The organism is Weissella bombi, from assembly GCF_900094835.1.
In the GTDB taxonomy this organism is placed as follows: Bacteria; Bacillota; Bacilli; order Lactobacillales; family Lactobacillaceae; genus Weissella; species Weissella bombi.
The window spans coordinates 295,242-312,919 of sequence record NZ_FMAO01000001.1; the positions used below are offsets into that span (position 1 = coordinate 295,242).

19 protein-coding genes and 1 riboswitch are annotated in these 17,678 nt (G+C 37.7%); of the genes, 1 reads left to right on the forward strand and 18 read right to left on the reverse strand.

All coding sequences use genetic code 11. From position 1 onward, the window contains the following. Positions 1–105: 105 nt before the first annotated feature. The 14 genes from der to GA0061074_RS01470 all read right to left on the reverse strand — a co-directional run bounded on the left by der (position 106) and on the right by GA0061074_RS01470 (position 12,638). The gene (gene der, locus GA0061074_RS01405; protein ID WP_092461319.1) at positions 106–1,416 is read right to left on the reverse strand and encodes a ribosome biogenesis GTPase Der; all 1,311 of its coding nucleotides are present in this window, start codon (positions 1,414–1,416) and stop codon (positions 106–108) included. Positions 1,417–1,663: 247 nt separating this feature from the next. Continuing rightward, positions 1,664–2,881: a 30S ribosomal protein S1 gene (gene rpsA / locus GA0061074_RS01410; RefSeq protein ID WP_092461320.1), complete on the reverse strand. Its 1,218-nt coding sequence runs from the start codon at positions 2,879–2,881 to the stop codon at positions 1,664–1,666. Between the two features lie 105 nt (positions 2,882–2,986). Continuing rightward, positions 2,987–3,652 (reverse strand): (d)CMP kinase, encoded by a 666-nt coding sequence (gene cmk, locus GA0061074_RS01415; protein ID WP_092461321.1) that lies wholly within the window; start codon positions 3,650–3,652, stop codon positions 2,987–2,989. Positions 3,653–3,761: 109 nt separating this feature from the next. Further along, a complete protein-coding gene (locus tag GA0061074_RS01420; RefSeq protein ID WP_092461322.1) occupies positions 3,762–4,397 on the reverse strand; it encodes a peptidoglycan-binding protein in 636 nt (211 codons plus the stop codon). A gap of 90 nt (positions 4,398–4,487) precedes the next feature. Further along, on the reverse strand, positions 4,488–5,930 hold the full coding sequence (locus GA0061074_RS01425) for a RecQ family ATP-dependent DNA helicase (protein WP_092461323.1): 1,443 nt from the start codon (positions 5,928–5,930) through the stop codon (positions 4,488–4,490). Then, positions 5,917–6,993, reverse strand: a complete 1,077-nt coding sequence (locus GA0061074_RS01430; protein WP_240005837.1) for a helix-turn-helix domain-containing protein — start codon at positions 6,991–6,993, stop codon at positions 5,917–5,919. The genes GA0061074_RS01425 and GA0061074_RS01430 overlap by 14 nt, the downstream gene beginning before the upstream one ends. Before the next feature lie 87 nt (positions 6,994–7,080). Then, the gene (locus GA0061074_RS01435) at positions 7,081–7,269 is read right to left on the reverse strand and encodes a hypothetical protein (protein ID WP_092461325.1); all 189 of its coding nucleotides are present in this window, start codon (positions 7,267–7,269) and stop codon (positions 7,081–7,083) included. Positions 7,270–7,408: 139 nt separating this feature from the next. After that, on the reverse strand, positions 7,409–7,987 hold the full coding sequence (locus tag GA0061074_RS01440) for an ECF transporter S component (protein ID WP_092461326.1): 579 nt from the start codon (positions 7,985–7,987) through the stop codon (positions 7,409–7,411). 91 nt (positions 7,988–8,078) lie between these two features. Then, a riboswitch (FMN riboswitch) is annotated at positions 8,079–8,215 on the reverse strand. 61 nt (positions 8,216–8,276) lie between these two features. Next, positions 8,277–9,044 carry a pseudouridine synthase gene (locus tag GA0061074_RS01445; protein WP_092461327.1) on the reverse strand — a complete coding sequence of 256 codons (768 nt, stop codon included), beginning with the start codon at positions 9,042–9,044 and terminating at the stop codon, positions 8,277–8,279. Then, positions 9,044–9,685: an SMC-Scp complex subunit ScpB gene (gene scpB, locus GA0061074_RS01450; RefSeq protein ID WP_092461328.1), complete on the reverse strand. Its 642-nt coding sequence runs from the start codon at positions 9,683–9,685 to the stop codon at positions 9,044–9,046. The genes GA0061074_RS01445 and scpB overlap by 1 nt, the downstream gene beginning before the upstream one ends. Further along, entirely contained in the window at positions 9,675–10,469 is a 795-nt protein-coding gene (locus tag GA0061074_RS01455; protein ID WP_092461329.1) for a segregation and condensation protein A, read from the reverse strand. Before GA0061074_RS01455 ends, scpB begins: the two co-directional genes overlap by 11 nt. Beyond that, positions 10,466–10,831 carry a reductase gene (locus GA0061074_RS01460; RefSeq protein WP_092461330.1) on the reverse strand — a complete coding sequence of 122 codons (366 nt, stop codon included), beginning with the start codon at positions 10,829–10,831 and terminating at the stop codon, positions 10,466–10,468. The genes GA0061074_RS01455 and GA0061074_RS01460 overlap by 4 nt, the downstream gene beginning before the upstream one ends. Positions 10,832–10,855: 24 nt before the next feature. Beyond that, a complete protein-coding gene (gene xerD, locus GA0061074_RS01465; RefSeq protein ID WP_092461331.1) occupies positions 10,856–11,764 on the reverse strand; it encodes a site-specific tyrosine recombinase XerD in 909 nt (302 codons plus the stop codon). Position 11,765: 1 nt separating this feature from the next. Beyond that, positions 11,766–12,638, reverse strand: coding sequence for a CvfB family protein (locus tag GA0061074_RS01470; RefSeq protein WP_092461332.1), 873 nt, complete (start codon positions 12,636–12,638; stop codon positions 11,766–11,768). Positions 12,639–12,881: 243 nt separating this feature from the next. Between GA0061074_RS01470 and GA0061074_RS01475 the strand changes: the two genes are divergently transcribed. Beyond that, positions 12,882–13,433, forward strand: coding sequence for a hypothetical protein (locus GA0061074_RS01475; protein ID WP_092461333.1), 552 nt, complete (start codon positions 12,882–12,884; stop codon positions 13,431–13,433). Positions 13,434–13,496: 63 nt separating this feature from the next. Here GA0061074_RS01475 and GA0061074_RS01480 read toward each other — a convergent pair whose 3' ends face one another. The 4 genes from GA0061074_RS01480 to GA0061074_RS01495 form a co-directional block, all read right to left on the reverse strand. Next, on the reverse strand, positions 13,497–14,468 hold the full coding sequence (locus tag GA0061074_RS01480) for a cation:proton antiporter (RefSeq protein ID WP_092461334.1): 972 nt from the start codon (positions 14,466–14,468) through the stop codon (positions 13,497–13,499). Positions 14,469–14,559: 91 nt separating this feature from the next. Then, positions 14,560–14,736, reverse strand: coding sequence for a type II toxin-antitoxin system RelB/DinJ family antitoxin (locus GA0061074_RS01485; RefSeq protein ID WP_002827374.1), 177 nt, complete (start codon positions 14,734–14,736; stop codon positions 14,560–14,562). A 143-nt stretch (positions 14,737–14,879) separates the two neighbouring features. After that, positions 14,880–15,326, reverse strand: coding sequence for a D-aminoacyl-tRNA deacylase (gene dtd, locus GA0061074_RS01490; protein ID WP_092461335.1), 447 nt, complete (start codon positions 15,324–15,326; stop codon positions 14,880–14,882). Next, a complete protein-coding gene (locus GA0061074_RS01495) occupies positions 15,326–17,557 on the reverse strand; it encodes a RelA/SpoT family protein (protein WP_092461336.1) in 2,232 nt (743 codons plus the stop codon). The genes dtd and GA0061074_RS01495 overlap by 1 nt, the downstream gene beginning before the upstream one ends. Between the last annotated feature and the right edge of the window lie 121 nt (positions 17,558–17,678).

Here is a 17,678-nt window from a genome sequence, read left to right on the forward strand (position 1 = left end):
CTTACAAGTAAAAAATGTCTTAAAACGTTGATATAATAGGCTTTTTATATTTTTTTAAACATTTAGCTAAAAATAATCATATTCCATTAAATATTAAGGTTATTTTTATTTTCGTGCTCTTTTAATTAAGTGAATTGGTGTACCGGTAAAGTCAAATGACTTACGGATTTGATTCTCCAAGAAACGCTCATATGAGAAGTGCATCAATTCAGGTTCGTTAACAAACACAACAAATGTTGGTGGTTGAATAGCAACTTGTGTTGCGTAGTATACACGCAATCGCTTACCATTAACCGTTGACGTTGGGTTCAAAGCCAAAGCATCCATAATAACGTCATTCAATGTTGCAGATTGTATACGCTTTTGATGGTTATCATTAACTTGTTTGATTAATGCTGGCAATTTGTTAAGTCTCTGCTTAGTTAATGCTGATACGAAAACAATTGGTGCATATGACAAGTATTGGAACTCTTGCCTAATCTGATTTTCAAAATCAGCCATCGTATGATTATCTTTTTCAAGCGTATCCCACTTATTAACGACAATAATAACAGCACGACCTGCTTCGTGTGCATACCCAGCAACGTGCTTATCTTGATCACGAATCCCTTCTTCGGCATTCAAAACCATTAGCACAACGTTAGAATCATCAATGGCACGCATAGCACGCATAACTGAATACTTTTCAGTAGATTCATATACCTTACCACGCTTACGAATACCAGCAGTATCGACCATTACAAATTCATCACCGTCAGCAGACGTAAAACGTGTATCAATCGCATCACGTGTTGTTCCTGATATATCAGAAACAATCACACGCTCTTCACCCAAAATAGCATTTACCAATGATGATTTACCAACATTTGGACGACCAATAAATGAAAAACGGATTGCATCATCATCTTCTTGTGCTTCAGTTTCAGGAAAGTTATCAACAACTTGATCCAACAAATCTCCTAGTCCCGTTCCATGCGCTCCTGAAATAGGATATGGATCGCCAAAACCTAATGCATAAAATTCGTAAATTTCTGAACGTAATTCAATATTATCAACCTTATTAACGGCCAAAACAACTGGCTTCTTTGAACGATACAAAATTTTTGCAACTCGTTCATCAGCTTCGGTTAACCCTTCACGTGCTGATACCATAAAGATAATGACATCAGCTTCATCAATCGCAATTTCAGCTTGTTGTACTATTTGTGACATGAAAGGTTCATCACCCATGTCAATTCCACCCGTATCAATTAATCGAAACTCTTGCGTTAGCCATTCAGCACGTGTATAAATACGATCACGTGTTACACCTGGTGTGTCTTCCACAATTGAAATTCGATCACCCGCAATACGGTTAAATATCGTTGACTTACCAACATTCGGACGACCAACGACCGCCACGACAGGAAATCCCATATTAGCCTCTTTTCTAAATTACAAATTTTATTGTAACTTGTCTACTTCGTATTTAGTATACCTAATCTTAACATGATTTAATTTGAAACAAAAACTAAAAAACGTACTAAAAAGGCGTGTAAATACAGTTTTTAAATCATGTTTAAAAAAAGTAGCAAGCTGCCAATATATCGGCAACTTGCTACTTTTTCAAGTTAGGGCGCTAACATATGTCCCCGCCTCTAACTGTTTAAAACTATTTTAATGCTTAGTTAAAATCTTTAAAGATGTCACCAAAGGCATCACCCAACGTTGCTGAACCTTCTTCTTCTGAAGTTGAGTAGTTAGTTGGAGCTGATTGGCGTGGGCGACGTGAACGACGAGGACGATCATTTTCCTCGCGTGCAGGTGCTTCTTCCAATGCCTTGATTGACAATGACAAACGTTGACGTTCTGGGTTAACATCCAAAACCTTAACTTGAACCTTGTCACCGGCAGTCAAAACATCACTAGGGTTAGCAATGTGCTTGTGTGAGATTTGTGAAACGTGAACCAAACCTTCAACACCTGGGAAGACTTCAACGAAAGCACCAAAGTCAACAACGCGCTTAACAGTTCCTTCTAGAACTGTTCCTTCTGGGGCCTTTTCTGCTGCCTCATCCCAAGGACCTGGTTGCGTTGCCTTAATTGACAATGAGATACGCTCACGTTCTGGGTCCAATCCCAAAACCTTAACCTTAACTTCTTCACCAACTGACAAAACGTCTGAAGGTTGTGAAACGCGTTCGTGTGAGATTTCAGAAACGTGTACCAATCCATCAACACCACCAAGGTCAACGAATGCACCGAAGTTAGTCATACGAGCGACTTTACCTTCAATAACATCACCAACTGATAGTTCGTCAAAGATGCGTGCCAAAGCAGCTTTACGCTCTTCGTTCAATACATCACGACGTGACAAGATCAAACGGCTATCTGCTGCATTGATTTCAATAATCTTTGCACGGATAGTTTGACCCTTGTATTGGTTCAAATCTTGCACGAAACGGTTTTCAATCATTGAAGCTGGTACGAATCCACGTACACCTTCAACGTCAACAACCAAACCACCCTTAACGGCTTGCGTTACTGGTGCTTCCACAATGTCGTCAACACTGTGCTTGCTTGCGATTTCTTCCCAAGCACGACGAGCTTCTAGACGACGCTTTGACAATAGGTATGATCCACCTTCCTTGTCAGAACCGATAGTAGAAACTACTACCAAATCCAACACGTCTCCAACCTTGACAAGGTCATTCACGTCCGCATCGCGGTCAGTTGTCAATTCGCGCAAAGGAATTACACCTTCAACACCGGCACCTTCAATACCTACGATAACTTGACGATTATCATCAATTGCCAAGACTTCACCCTTAACTACATCGCCAACTTTAACTTCAGCCACGCTGTCAAGAGCTGCTAATAGCTCGTTGTTCTCTTCGTTCATTACAATATATCCTCCTGGTCACACGACTCTAAATAGAATTATAACTAATAATCCTATATTTTGCTAGTGCTTTTTTACATTTTTTTAAAATTATGCTAAATTTCATTATTTAGTTTCGATAATGGCTTTTACCTTATTAACAACTTCTTCGATTGAAAGACCAGTTGTATCCAGTTCAACAGCATCAGAAGCCTTTTTTAAAGGTGAGATCTCGCGATGAGAATCTAAATAATCTCTTTTTTCAATTGCGACCTCAAGATCATCCAAGGTAGTGTCCATACCTTTAGCTTGATTCTCTTTAAAACGGCGCACTGCTCTTTCATGAACAGATGCAATTAAAAATATTTTTACTGCTGCATTTGGTAACACGGTCGTCCCAATATCACGGCCGTCCATTACTACACCACCAGCTGCAGCAATCTCACGTTGCAAGTCAGTCATTGCTTGACGAACAGCAGCGTACGCAGAAACAGTTGAAACGTTTGCTGTTACTTCTACTGAACGAATCTCATCAGTTACTTCTTCGTTATTTAAAAATACTCGTTGTACTGGGTTACCAGGTTTAAACGAAATATTAATATTAGGTAGCAATGCTGTAACTGCTGCTTCATCTTGTAGTGCAAGGTCTTCACGCATAGCAGCCAATGTTACAACACGATACATTGCCCCTGTATCAACATATATAAAATTCAAGTCGGTTGCTAATATTTTAGCAATCGTTGATTTTCCAGCTGAGGCTGGTCCATCAATTGCAATTTGAATTGGGTTCATATTCCACATCCTCATAATCTATTATCTATACTATTTTACGCTTAATTACTTGGAAACACTAGTGTATCTATAAAAAACGTCTAACATAATCGTTAGACGTTTAGATAATTTATTTTACTTTTAGACCCTTACCGTAGAATGTAGCATAATTGCTTGCATTCAAACCAGGATTCAATGAATAAAGTTCTTCAGGGGTTGTACCATTTGCCACGGCAAAACTATATAATGTTCCCGAATCAAATGGCACTGTCTTAGAAGCTTCCTCTGATGACGACTCAGCTTCTGACGATGACGCTGCCTCTGAGGATGCTGCTGCTTCTGATGACGCTGCGGCCTCTGAAGATGCTTTTGCTGATTCATCCGCTGCTGCTTTTTCTGATGAAGACTTTGCTGCAGCTGCCTTCTTTTCCGACTTTGCTGCTGCTACTGATGATTTAGATGCTGCAACCTTAGCCTTTGATTCTGATTTGGCTGTATCCGTTACTTTTTTGGTTGATGTCGTTGTTTTCTTAGATGATGCAACCGGTAACTCAGTATTTGTGGTAGCATCCGCAGGCTTGTTTAATTCCTGTAAATATTTATAAACAGGCACAAAAGACAAAACAATCACAATCAATACCAAAATTCCAACAACCATGCTAACACGTTGGGACTTACGACGATTTTGTGTTCTTGAATACTGCTTAGTCGTGTCATCTTTAAAAGATGACTCCCATGGCTGTTCTTCGTTCTTCTTTTCGGTCATGATTAGTGACTCTCCTTACTTTACCTTTATTTTTCACTACATTATATCATACACTAACCCGTTAAAAATAGTTAGTGTCACACCCAATTTTTATCGTAAATTAAATAGTTTTTTTAATTGTTGTGACCATTCCAACACCTCTGACATATGTTCAGGTTTTTCTTCACGTACCAGATTTAATCTTTCCGGTTGCCATGCTGTCACACCCACACTTTCCATATCTTGAGATAATTGTTGGGTATCATTACCAAAATAATGACTAATTTGTTTACGTAATTGTTCTTGAGACCTAGCATAATCAATCATACACCACAATTTGCTTTGGCGTAATTTTTTTCGATTAATAAACAGCTGTACAATATCAGTCGTTGTTAAATTCTGCTGATGATAAGCGTCTAGTAATTTCATCTGATCGTCAGTTATAGGTGCCGTTTCACCTCTATCTAAATATGCTTCAATTGCAAAATCACTAGGAATTGACTGATCAATTAAATTAAATTGAATCGATTCATCCCCTAAAACATACAGCAAGATTGCCACAGATTGCTGTCCATCTCGGCCTGCTCGACCAATTTCTTGCAAATAACTCGCTAAATCATTACTCAAATGATAATGAATCACAAATCGGACATCTTCTTTATCAATCCCCATACCAAAGGCTGACGTAGCGGCAATAACATCAATATCGCCTTGCATAAATTGCTGTTGTACGCGATAACGTGATATCGCATCCATCCCCGCATGGTAAGCCACAACATTTAACTTCGTCTCAGTTGACAACCACTCTGCCATACTTGTCGCCAATTTTCTGGACGTAAAATAGACAATTCCTGGACCTTTAATTGTTTGTACAAGTGTCTTTAGTCGTTGCCGTTTAGTATTTTCATCAGGCAATTGCTCATTGTGTAAGAAAATATTAGGGCGGTCAACCGGTTGTTGGTAGATAAACCAACGTTGTGGTGAAATATCAAATTGATTCATTATTTCTTGTACCATATTAGGTGTTGCCGTTGCTGTTAGCAACAATAATTGTGGTTTATTTAAATACGTATGGACTTGTGGTAATGACAGATAATCAGGTCTAAAATCTTGACCCCAGGTCACCATTGTGTGCGCTTCATCAATTACCATCAGGTTGATAGGTACTTGCTGCAATGCAGCCTTAACAGGTTCTTGATTTAACGTTTCTGGCGATACAAAAACAAAATGATAACGACGTAAGTTTCTCAAAATTAACTGTTTTTCTTGAAATGATAGATTAGAATTCAACGCAACGACCTGTTTTTCGCCTAAATAATTTAAACGAGCAACTTGATCCTGCATTAACGACAGCAACGGTGTCACAATGATAACCAATCCTGGTCGTAACGCACCCATCATTTGGTAAATTAACGTTTTACCGCCACCTGTGGGTAAAACTGCTAATGTTGACTGTTCTGCTAGTAAAGCGCTTAAAATTTCTTCCTGACCAACTTTAAACCTTTCAAAGCCAAAACGATTTTGCAAAACTTGTTTTAAATCAATTTGTTGCATGTTCTGACACCTCATTTTTGGTTAAATAAATTTCATAAAGACGGAACAGGAAAAACTCCAAGGGATTATCCGAAGTACGAATATCAGTAAAGCGCCATTCATCAATATCACCCTCCAAATGTTGGGCTAAATACGTCACAACATCAGATGTTAAAAATAAATGATACGGGAATTCCTCTTTTGGTAGACGAATCGCAGCTGTCAGCAAATGCTCACGCACAGTACCGATTTTAAGATGTCGATGCTCACTAATCGCATTCATAGACATCCCCTGCTTAATTTGTTGTAACGTTGTTTGGATTCCCGGCGACACTAGACTTTGTCGCTGAGTTAACTGCCATAACCTTACCAATGCCTGCTGATTATCTCGGCACTTAGTTAACTGGCGTTGCCAATATGCAAATAAATCAAGTTCCCACAGATAAAAATCCATCTCTGACCAAGTTACTGGTAATCCTAACTGGGTCAAATTAAGTCCTGGTGTTTGGTGTCCAACCCATGTTGCGACTAACTGATTAGCCGTTATCGGTGGCAACAATTGTAAAAACTCGGTTATCCCCGTAACCCATTCATCAATCACGCCTTCCTTAGAAACTTGTTTATACCAGCGTTTTACCAAATTTTTTGTCTGTAAATCTACTTGTAATGGATAATAACGGTTATTGTGATATGACGCTTCTGAAACAACTTGGTTAGCTAGCCAAAATGCTTGTTGGAAATCACGTACATTGGCTAACGGTTGTGTCGCCATATTCATATATTTAATTTGATAATGCTTGTCTTGATAAACTTGCTTAGCTACCACACCTTTTTGGGTTAACAGAAATTGATTTGTATCTGTACCAACTTCCACTAAAAGTCCTTGATTAACAAATCGTGCAATTTCTTGATCAAACGCATTTTTGTCTAAATGTGGCAGCAAACCAACATATACTAATAAATTATAACGTAGTCCCCAGTACTCGGTTGACACTGTTAAACGGCGTTTTAAAAGGCCAAAAATAACGCGTTGACGACGCGCTTGTACAGATGAAAAAAGCGTTATTAAAAATTCAGTCGCCACACATTTGACCACCTTTCATAATTACTTATCATTGATTTATTTAACTACTTTAAGGTTACCCGCTCCTTAAAGTTTACACCTTTATAGCTATCTATTTTTACTTTTAAACTTTTGTTCAATATTGATTATTACTGCTAATGACGAAATAAATTCAATTGCATTCAAAAGAAAATATAACCAGCTACGCCATGCTGGCATAAAAATAACATCTAAAATAGTCGAAACTACCAAAACAACTGACCAGATAATAATTTTTTTATTAATCGTTTTCCTCAATTTTTTCATCACCTACCAATATCTATTAAGCTTACCATATTGCTTTCACTTGCCGCAAAAGGGAGATTAATAGAAAAATAAAGAGCTGGCAGCATTATCAAGCTACCAACTCTTTTTAATTATCAACTAAAAATATCAACTAATTTAATTGTGAATGCATTCGCGCAAGTACATGCCGAATTGAGAAAAAGACTAGCGCTGATACAGCACTCAAGATAAATCCTTCAATTAAGTTAAAGGGAACAACCATTCCAACAATATATTTGGTCATACCGATTGTAGCCTTAATATCAAAGTTAGCAAATACGGCATAAAGTGGCACCGCATAAATGTAGTTCAAAATAACCATAACAACAGTTAACCCAACTGTTCCCAATAAGCCACCCATTACAAAGCTACCCTTTGTAACTTGCTTTCTGTTAATAATAACAATGATAATTGTAATAAGTGTTGCCATACCGATAATATTCATTGGTATTCCAATTAAGTCACCAGGTCCCTCATTATTTAGTAATAATTTTAAAACTGATCGTAAAATTAAAATTGCATAACCTTGTTTTAAACCTAGAATCAGTGCACCTAACAAAACTGGCACAATTGAAAAATCAATCTTCAAAAAACTTGCACCAGGTAAAATTGGAAATTGTGGAAAAATCATTAATACAAATGATATAGCTGACAATAATGCCACAATTGTTAAACGACGTGTTTTATTCATAACTCGTAAATCCCCTAACACTGATAATAAAAAAATCGGTTCCATTCGTGTCAGGGCGACACAAATAAAACCGACTCTATCAGTCAATTCATTAATTCTTCTGCATACCAGACTTTACTGTCGGTTATGGATTTGCACCATATCAACCACGAAACGTGGGTCGCGGACTTTTTTGTAGTAAACAAAATTACCGCCGGTCGGGAATCACACCCTGCCCTGAAGATATTTAGTTGATAAATTCATTCTAGCTTTCCGATGACTTAAAGTCAATAGACGCTTAACCAATATTTTACCATCGACCAGCTGACTTACGGAATTGGCGACCTGATTGTAAGAGTTGTACCTCTTCATGCGTCAATGGACGATACTCACCAGGCGTCAATCCATCCAGATCCAACATACCATAACGTTCACGTGTTAATTTAATCACCTCGTGACCAATAGTACGCATCATCTCCTTAACTTGGTGATAACGGCCTTCATGGATTGTTAGACGTACAATTGATGTATGCTTCTTTTTATCCGTTGATAAAATATCAGCACGTGCGGGCGCTGCCTTAAATACATGGTGACGACCATTTTGAACTGTCTTTACGGTTACACCATGACGTAATTGTTCTAATTGTTCATTAGTAGGTGTACCTTTCACCTTAGCAACGTACACCTTATCAATACGATACTTAGGGTGCATCAATTTATTAGCTAGTTCACCATCATTAGTTAATAGTAATGCTCCTGTTGTATCGTAATCCAAACGTCCCACTGGATAAACACGTTCTGGTTCATCAATGATATCCATAACTGTTTGACGACCCTTGTCATCCGAATTAGTTGTTACGACACCGCGTGGCTTATCTAACAAAAAATAAACCAACTTTTCTTTCGAATCAATTGGTGTCCCATTAACTTCAATATGATCACTAGGTTCTACTTTAGTTCCTAACTCCGTTACAAGTTTACCGTTTACGGTCACTTGCCCATCAGTAATTAATTTTTCTGATGCACGCCGTGATGCTACCCCGGCTTGGGCCATTACTTTTTGTAATCGTTCTGCCATTATTTTTCCTCATTATTTTCTGATTCTTTAGTTAAGTCAGTAAGCGTCACGTCAAATGCAGATTGTTCATTTTCATTGGGTATCAAAGGTACCACAACATCTTGCTGATTTTGCAAATTTTCTAGTGCTTCAGCAGTAACCAACGGTGGTAATTCTGAAATATTCGTTAAGCCAAAATAATTTAAGAAATATGCTGTTGTCCCGTATAAGATTGGTCGTCCTGGTTCATTTGCACGCCCTTTACTAGTTACCAAATCACGTAGTAATAACTTTTGAATAGTTGCTTGTGAATGAACACCACGAATTTCATCAACTTCAACACGTGTTACTGGCTGCTTATACGCAATAATTGCTAAGACTTCCAAGGAAGCCTGTGACAAAGCTGTCGTTAATGGTGCTGTTAAGTAACGATGAATCGTTTCGGATACAGCTGATTTAGTTACTAATTGATAATGGTCATCAGTAACTAAAATTTCAAGCGCACAACTGTCATCCTCAGCATATTTATTCGCTAAATCATCCAATAGCCCTGAAACTGCTGGTTTCAAAAAATTAGTTGCTGCGGACAATTCAGCCAAGGTAACACCTTCATCTCCTGCAACAAATAATAACCCTTCAATTTGTTGTAAGCTATTTTGCATTAGCTTGATCTCCTTCTCCATTCATTTGATCATATGGTTTATCACCACGCATAACATCGATGCTAGCAAATAACTCATTTTGCTTAACTTGAATATGTTGATGGCCCACTAATTCTAACATTGCCATAAAAGTAGTCACCACTTCGTCTTTAGTCACATCATCTTCAAATAATGCTTCAAAGCTAATGACTGATTGAATCGCAAGTTTATCCATCAGCTTATTCATCTGCTTTTGTATTGACCAAGTATCATTTTGAACAGACCGTGTTTGCACCTGTTTATGAAAACGTCGCTTAACTAATTTGTTAAACGCTAACTGTAAATCGTCAAGCGTTAGGCCATCAGGTAGTGGTGCACCTTTAACATCAGCCGGCAACGCCATAGGCGCTCGTGAGAACTGCAGTTGTCGTTCTTCTTCACGGTTTCGTAACTCACCTGCCGCTTGCTGGAAACGTTGATATTCCTGCAATTGCATCATCAACTCATCTCTTGGGTCAACAGTATCTGTCACAAATTCAGCCAATTCTTCATCATATTCAAATACATCGTTTTGAGGCAACAAATATCTCGCTTTGATAGACATAAGGGTTGCTGCCATTACTAAAAATTCACCTGCAACATCTAAATTGCGTTCCTGTGCCTGATGTAAAAAGTCTAAGTATTGCGATGTAATCTCAACGATTGGAATATCCATAATATCCATTTCGTTAACTCTAATCAAATGTAACAATAAATCTAACGGTCCATCAAAATCTTCAATATGGTAAGCTAATTTTTCATTCATGACTCATTTTGCCATGTCGTCACATACTTTTGTGTTGTTATAGACCCCATCACCACTTTATCTGGGTATTGCGCTTTAAGTGCTTCATAAATTTGTTTTCCTAACACCTTTTTTTGCCGATGTAATACTTCCGGACTAAATACAATGTGACGAATAACAATAGAATTATAAGCACGAGCCACACCTAATAAAGCTGTAAAATGATGAGTGTCTTCATCACGCCACAATAAAATGTCTCGACTATCATCAGACTGGTACCAATCATACTCACGTTGTACAGCTGCAATATCTGCTAAATCCGGGCTATACGATAATAACCCCATCACGATTTTTGATTGATCTTTACGTACGATGACTAGCATTCATAACCTCCAATTAGATTTACTTTATGCACGTGGATGTGCTTTTTCATAAACTTCAGTTAAACGTTTATTAGAAATATGGGTATAAATTTGTGTTGTCGAAATATCAGCATGTCCTAATAGCTCTTGGACGATTCGTAAATCAGCCCCATTTTCCAAAATATGCGTTGCAAACGAATGACGCAATGTGTGTGGTGATACCTCTTTGGTAATACCAGCTTGCTTAACCCATTGTTTAATTAATTTCCAAATACCTTGACGTGTTAACTGATGACCATGATCATTCAAAAATATCACATGTGAATCTTGCTGTTTTCCTAACAATGGTCGTGCTTCATTAAGGTAGCGTGTTAACCACTTTGCAGCTACATCACCAATCGGAATAATCCGTTCTTTATCACCTTTTCCAATTGTTTGAATCAACCCTAAATCCAAATGCAAATTATCAAGTTTTAAATTCACTAATTCACTAACTCGTAATCCCGTTGCATACATAACTTCCAAAATAGTGCGATTTCTCATCCCCAAAGGTGTATTAGTATCTGGCACCTGTAACAGACTTTCAACTTCTTCCAAAGTTAACACTGCCGGAATATGTTGCGCTTTTTTAGGTGAGTCAACTTGCTCCATTGGATTAATTTTTATCACCTTATTTAACTGTAAAAACTCAAAGAACTTACGCAAAGTCGATACCATTCGAATAACCGTATTACGTGATTTACCCTTTTGTTCAAGTTGACCCAAAAAAGTCATAATCGTAAATCGATCAACTTTTTGCAAACTTGTATAATGCTCGGCCATTAGATATTGGAAAAATTGAACCAAATCTTGTTGATACGAATGCTTCGTATTCATTGACAAACCACGTTCAACCGTCAAATAGTGAAGGTAGTCGACCAGTTCATCTTCAAATGGTCCTACCTGGGGCTTCATATTACTCGCCTTCACTTTCCACTAAATAAATTTCTGTTTCATTTTGCATAATACGACGTTCTTTATATAAACGACCAACAGCTCGCTTAAACTGTGACTTAGACATACCAAAATATTTTTTAATAGCTTTTGGATCTGACTTATCAGTAAATGGCAAACTATGTGTTGTTGAGCGTTCAAGAAGCGTTAACAACATCTGAGCATCCTCAGGGATAGCTTCATATGCACGTGGTCGTAATGATAGATTTAATACACCATCTGGACGAACACCGATAACTCGTGCTGACAATACTTCACCTAAACGTGGTTCACGTTGACGCTCATCAGGATGAATAAAACCAAAGTTATAATCAGAGGTAATTACCATTGTTCCGACCATTTTTAGACGATAGGCCGTTGCTTGAACTTGCTTATTATGCATATCAGGTTTAGCTGGGATACGCACTGCTTGCAATATTTCAGGAGTTGCCAACTCACCCCATAAACGGTCTTTTTTATCTACACGTAATGTTATCATTAACTTGTCACCACGTTGGGGCCACAATTCCTTTATTGTTGGTAGTTCATCCAATGAAACAACCACGTCCTTATTAGGTAACCCAATATCTACAAAGACACCCAAATCACGTCGAATATCAGTTACTGTTCCCCAAGCAAAATGTCCAAGACGAACCTCAGGTAATTGCTTTGTTATTTGTAATTGATGCTTTTCATTTTCATAAGCAAAACCAGTTACTAAACCGCCAACTTTCAAAGGCTTCACTAATTCTTCTTTAGCAATTTCATAAGTTTCACCATCAATTTGTGCATAGTAATAACGATCATTCTCGTCAGTTACTTTTGCTGTAATCACATCACCAAGTTTATGTGTCATTTTCTCTCCATCCTTTTACGTCAGTTGCATCACATTGTTCTATAAGTCGTCCGATGCCACGGCACTGGTAAAGGTCCTTATAACCAGCTTAATAGCGCCAGTAATCTTGTTCACTATATCTAATTATCTTAACAGATATACATGAGATATGGTATATGTAAACTAAAATCTATGCGATAATCTATTAAAAAGAGTCTTTTTTCTGCTAGAATAGTTTATATTAAGTTGAAAGTGAGTTTTATTATGAAAGCAATTGGTATGGAGCCACAAGTCCTAATTGATATCCTTGTCGGCGCAAAAATTGGTGTTGTTTACCCATTTGGTACTGATCACCGTGGTGATTTAGTCGTAACATCATATGCATTGAAGCAAGCCGGACTACCCTCTAACATGGCCGGTGCTGTTGTACAATTAGAGGATGTCGAAGAAACTGCTCCAGGTAACTTTGTTTGGAAATTTAATCCTGAAGTAACATTAATTCGTCCTTTCAAAGTTCACGGTACTATGGAACTATTTGATGTTGATGATCAATTAATTCACGCTGAACCTACAAACTGGTTTAACGTTGAAGCCGAAAATGCTGGTCACGCAAAAATTGATAGTTGGCTACAAGAATATTTTGATGCCCACCCTGATTTGGACCGTGTTCCTAGAGCAGAAATACCAGAAGAAATTGTTAACTTAGCAACATCATTTGATGATTGGCGTGCTGCATACTTTGAATTCTTATTTAAGCCAACTAAGGCACAAAAACATGAATTACGTACGAAGCGTTATGACATCGATCCGCTATAATCAATAATAAATTAAACTAAAAGGCCGTTGGGACAAAAGAAGAAGTCCCAACGGCCTTTTAGTTTAAATATGTTTTAATAATGGTCGTAATAACAGAGGTGCGATAATAGTTGACATGATAATAACAATTACCATATCTCCAAAAATATTCTCAGCAATAATATTTGCTTGTAAACCAATTTGAGCAACTACTAAAGCCATCTCACCACGTGATATCATTCCTGCACCAACTGCTCGCGCAGAAGATTTGTCCAAATCCGCCAGTCTTGCTCCCCATTGTGCACCGTAATATTTAGTACCGACAGCTAATATTGTTAATACAATGATTAGCAACCAACTATCTTTTAATCCGGTTAACGATATATGAAGACCAATTGATCCAAAGAAAATGGGATACAACGTCCAATCTCCGACGACATTCGCTATTTTTTCAATTTTTTCTACGTTAGTAATACGATTTAATATAGCACCAATCAAAAATACAATAATCGGTAACAATGTTGAAACGCCTAGTCCTTCACCACCAAATAGTAATACATAACCACCTACCAACAACAAAGCAATAATGTCATCTAATACTGCTGCACCTAATACAACCACACCAACCTGTGAGCCTAGTTGTTCTGACTCACTTAAGACACTGATTGTAATTGAGATAGAAGTTGCCGCAAAAACAATACCCCAAAAAACAGCAATATGAAATGCATAGCCCAGAATTACTGCAACTACCGAAAACAACACTAATGGCACAATAACACCCCAAATAGCTGTTAATGACGCGCCTTTTAAATGTCGTTTTAACTGACCCATATCAGTCGCTAATCCTGCTGTAAACATCAGCAATAACACACCAATTTCTGATAACGATTCAACTACCGAACCAGTAACCACCCAATTTAATAATGCAGGGCCAATAATAATTCCTGCAAATAATTGACCGACTACCTGTGCCAAGCCTAATTTTTTACTAATTTGCCCAAATATAAGCGTCACAATAATTAATATAATTAACTGCCCTAATAATGATAATGTCATAAATCCTCCAAAAAAGGCGTACACAACAAACCCCTGACTGGTTACCCACCCAGGAACTTGAAGCATACGCCCAACCGAATCTTATTTATTTTTACTTTGATAAGTTGCGTGAAAACAAATTGCTAAAAGGTGATTCACCGGTATTTGCAACTTGTGTCAAAAAAATCTTAATTGCTGTTTGCGTAGTTAAACCTTGTGACTTAAAAATTTCATCTGCCTTGTCTTTGACATTGTCCTCAACACGCAATTGAATTAACTTTTCTGCCATAATGCTACTCCCTTCACAATTGTAGTTCGCTTAACATATAAAATATTATATCACAGCATACTTTACACGTACCTTAAATATAAACCAAATACTGCTACTTTTTATACAATTTAGCTAATATTTGATAACCAATATAAATCGAATTACTTATTTTCAGTATCAAAGATAATTGTAACAGGACCATCATTAATTAATTGAATTTGCATATCTGCCCCAAATTCTCCCGTAGCAACCGTTAGACCAGTGCTACGCAATTTTTCGTTAAATAATTGATACATTTTATTAGCAAATTCTGGTTGCCCAGCCTTTGTAAAACTAGGTCGATTCCCTTTTTTTGTATCTGCATATAATGTAAATTGTGAAATTGATAAAATCTGTCCTGCAACATCCCCGATTGCCAGGTTCATTTTGCCAACAGAATCTTCAAATACTCTTAATTTTGTTATTTTTCTTACTAGATAATCTAATTCAGCTTCAGTATCGGTATCACTAATTGCAACTAACAATACATAACCAACACCAATTTTGCCAACAACCTTTTCGGCAATGGTCACATCAGCTGACTTTACTCGTTGTAGAACTACTTTCATTACTTAAATGCTCGCTTTACTTCATAAACGTCTCTAACATCACGAATATTAACCATGATTGCCTCTAATTGCGCCAAATTTTTGACCCCGATGCTGACCGAAATACGAACATCGTTATTATGATCAGTGCGACCGTTAACAAAGTTAAGTGAACGCGTTGTATTGTTAATCATGCGAATAACATCATTTAGCAACTTATTACGATTCGTTGCTGAAATTTGCAAATCGGCATCATATTCAGTCTTATTATTGCCTTCAGGATTCTCCCACGCTACATCGACCAACCGATTTCCTTGGACAGTCGCTGCCTTAAGATTAGGACAACCCAAACGATGAACAGAGACACCACGTCCCTTAGTTACATAACCAACTACTTCATCACCAGGTACTGGTGTACAGCAATGACCCAAACGTACTAGCATATTGTCAACACCCTGGATTACAATGCGATCTTCACGATGGCTCTTTGCTTTACTATTTTTTTCAGCCTTTTCAATCGTTTGATGTTGCTCTAAAATCGCCTTTTGTTCTGCCTCTTGACGAGCAGTCTCTATTTCGGCACGCTTTTCTTCAGTAAAACGATTAGCGACACCCTGCGGTTTAATATCACCAAATCCAAGTGAGGCATACATATCATCAACCGCTTGATAATGCATTTTTTCAGCAGCGCGTTCTTCATTTTCAGGTTGCATTAATTCTTCAACATCGTAACCTTCATCTTCCAAGAAATGCGCTACCATCATTTTACCGGCTTCAACATTGTCAGCACGGTCTTGCTTTCGGAAATATTGTTTAATTTTGTTACGTGCACGACGTGTTGACACCATCGATAGCCAATCACGATTAGGTTGTGCATTTGGTGAAGTTAAAATTTCAACAATATCACCTGTTTTAATTGGATAATCCAAAGGCACCATCCGGTCATTAACTTTGGCACCAACCGTATGATTTCCAACATTAGTGTGAATTGTATATGCCATATCTAGTGGACCAGCTGTTTTTGGCATTTCAATAACATCACCCTTAGGCGTAAACACAAAAATACGATCGGTAAATAAGTCACCTTTAACTGATTCCATGAAGTCATCAGCATCTTGTGCATCGTCTTGTAATTCTAAAATACCTTGAATAACATTTAATTTTTGTTGATCAGCATTTTGAACATCAGCACCAGCAAAATTACCTTCTTTATATGCCCAGTGAGCAGCAATTCCAAATTCAGCAATTTCGTGCATTTGATAAGTTCGAATCTGAACTTCTAAAGGACGTCCACCTGGGCCAATGACTGAGGTATGTAATGACTGATACCCATTAGCCTTTGGTAAAGCAATATAATCCTTAAAACGACCAGGCATCGGTGTCCAACGAGCATGGATTGCACCCAATACGGCGTAGGTTTCTGGAATAGTATCAACTAACACTCGAATCGCCAACAAATCGTAAATTTCTTCGAAACGCTTATTCTTATCCACCATCTTACGATAAATTGAATAAATGTGCTTTGGACGACCATAAACCTCAGTATGCTTTAAATTCAAGTCGGTGATGGCGTGTTGAATCTCATCAACGGCCTGGTCAACAATTTCTAAACGTTCCTGTCGTCGTAAGTTCATCGACTTTGCAATGTCATGATATGCTTCAAAGTTCAGATAGCGTAGCGACATATCTTCTAATTCCCATTTAATCGTCATAATTCCAAGACGATCAGCCAATGGTGCATAAATTTCTAGTGTTTCAGAAGCAATACGCTTTTGTTTCTCCTCACGTAACGCAGAAAGTGTCCGCATATTGTGCAAACGGTCAGCCAACTTAACAATAATCACACGAATATCATGTGACATCGCCAACAATAATTTACGGTGATTTTCAGCTAATTGTTCACGCGATGATTTGTATTTAATTTTTGATAATTTTGAAACACCATCAACAATCACAGCCACATCGTGACCAAATGCCGCTTCAACATCTTGCAATGTTGCGGTTGTATCTTCTACTACATCATGCAAATAACCAGCCACGACAGTATCTGGATCCATGCGCAATTCTGCTAGAATACCCGCTACTTGAACTGGGTGAACAATATAAGGTTCACCAGATTTGCGCCGCTGTTCTTGGTGTAAGTGTGCAGCAAATTGATAAGCTTTATCAACCTTTTTGACATGCTCATCATTCATATAGTTTGCCACTAAATCGTGCACTTCTTGTGCCGTCAACTGTTTTGCTTCTGCCATAAAATCATCCTCTATTTTTAGATTCACGCCGATTGGGATTGAGTGCCCGCAGCATTGTATCTTGATATACCAATTAGAATAGTTAATCTATTCTAACCCATTTAATTGGTGTTTGTATTGT